The 1,248-nt window shown below is 74.2% G+C and carries 2 protein-coding genes; one reads left to right on the top strand and one right to left on the bottom strand.

Annotated elements, in window-relative coordinates:
• Positions 1-443: RrF2 family transcriptional regulator (locus tag GA0115240_RS05305; RefSeq protein ID WP_093735488.1), on the bottom strand; the 443-nt coding region annotated here is incomplete at its 3' end.
• Positions 444-583: 140 nt separating this feature from the next.
• Between GA0115240_RS05305 and GA0115240_RS05300 the strand changes: the two genes are divergently transcribed.
• A complete protein-coding gene (locus tag GA0115240_RS05300; RefSeq protein WP_093735487.1) occupies positions 584-1,090 on the top strand; it encodes a cupin domain-containing protein in 507 nt (168 codons plus the stop codon).
• Positions 1,091-1,248 lie beyond the last annotated feature (158 nt).

The raw sequence follows: 1,248 nt of genomic DNA, 5'->3' as shown, positions 1-1,248 counted from the left end.
GCCCGGTGGTCGGTCCGGTCGCCGGCCCGCTGATCGGCGCGCAGGTCGTCGGCCACCAGCGCCGCGATGGTGACCGCGCCGAGCACGGCGGAGGCGGCGTCCTCGACGGACCGCCAGACGGCGGGAAGGCCGGTGGCCGGCGCCGGATACGCCAGCTCGGCCAGGGCCGCACCGCGCAGCGTGATCACCTCGCCGTCGGCGGCGCGCACCACGTCGAGCAGGGTGATCTCCTCGGCCGGGCGGCTCAGCCAGTAGCCGCCCTCGCAGCCGCGCTGGCTGCGCACCAGCCCGGCCCGCCGCAGTTCGCCGACCACGGACTTCAGGAAGCGGAACGGGATCTCCTGCGAGGAGGCGATGGCCTCACAGGTGAGCGGGCGGGCGGAGTCGCGGGCCAGTTCGACCAGGGCCCGAGCGGCGTAGTCCGCCTTCGCGGAGATATGCATGGGCAACAGTATCGCCCGGCCGGCGGGCCGCCGGGGCCGCCTCTTTCCGGCCGCACCGCTTCTTCCCGGCCATCGGCGCAGGTGAACCGTAATGGACACCTCTTGACATCCTTTCGGACGCCCCTCTAGCGTCCAGCACCATGACCGAGCAGCCGACAGTCGCCGGTGCGGGCTTCCATCCGCATCTCCCGGCCGGCCAGGACAGCCCGCCCCGCCCGTTGCTGAACCGACTGCACCACATCCGCGCCGACGGGCTCGACGGCGACACCGCGCAGACCGGTGGGATGCGCCGGTTCGCGGCGATCAGCGGCGGGACCGTCGGCTCCGAGCGGCTGTGGATGGGGCAGACCCATGTCGCGCCCGCCACCTCCTCGTCCGACCACCACCACGGTGCGTCGGAGACCGCGATCTATGTGGTCAGCGGCCGGCCCGAGTTCGTGTTCCTGGACGACTCCGGCGCGGAGCCGGCCGAGGTCCGGCTGGTCACCGGGCCGGGCGACTACGTCTTCGTGCCGCCCTTCGTGCCGCACCGCGAGGAGAACCCGGATCCGGCCGGCGAGGCCGTGGTGGTGATCGCCCGCAGCACGCAGGAGGCCGTCGTGGTCAATCTGCCCGCGCTGTACGCGCTGCCCGCCGATCCCGGCTGACACCACGCCGGGGCCGCACAGCGGCACAGCGGCACAGGCTTACCTGACGCACCGTCAACTCCGGTGCTTCGAGCGGGACGCCGGACCGCGCAAGGCCGCGGCCCCGCCCGGCAGGGGCGGGGCCGCGGCGGTCCGCGCGGTCGCCCGGATCAGTCGTC

Origin of the sequence: Streptomyces sp. DvalAA-14, from assembly GCF_900091855.1 — a bacterium.
Taxonomy (GTDB): Bacteria; Actinomycetota; Actinomycetes; order Streptomycetales; family Streptomycetaceae; genus Actinacidiphila.
Note: the sequence above shows the minus strand (reverse complement) of the source record. Positions and strands in the feature narration are given on the sequence as shown.

Bases quoted from the DNA above. Each gene is read 5' to 3' on its own strand.
- GA0115240_RS05300 (WP_093735487.1), top strand. From the start codon at position 584: ATGACCGAGCAGCCGACAGTCGCCGGTGCGGGCTTCCATCCGCATCTC.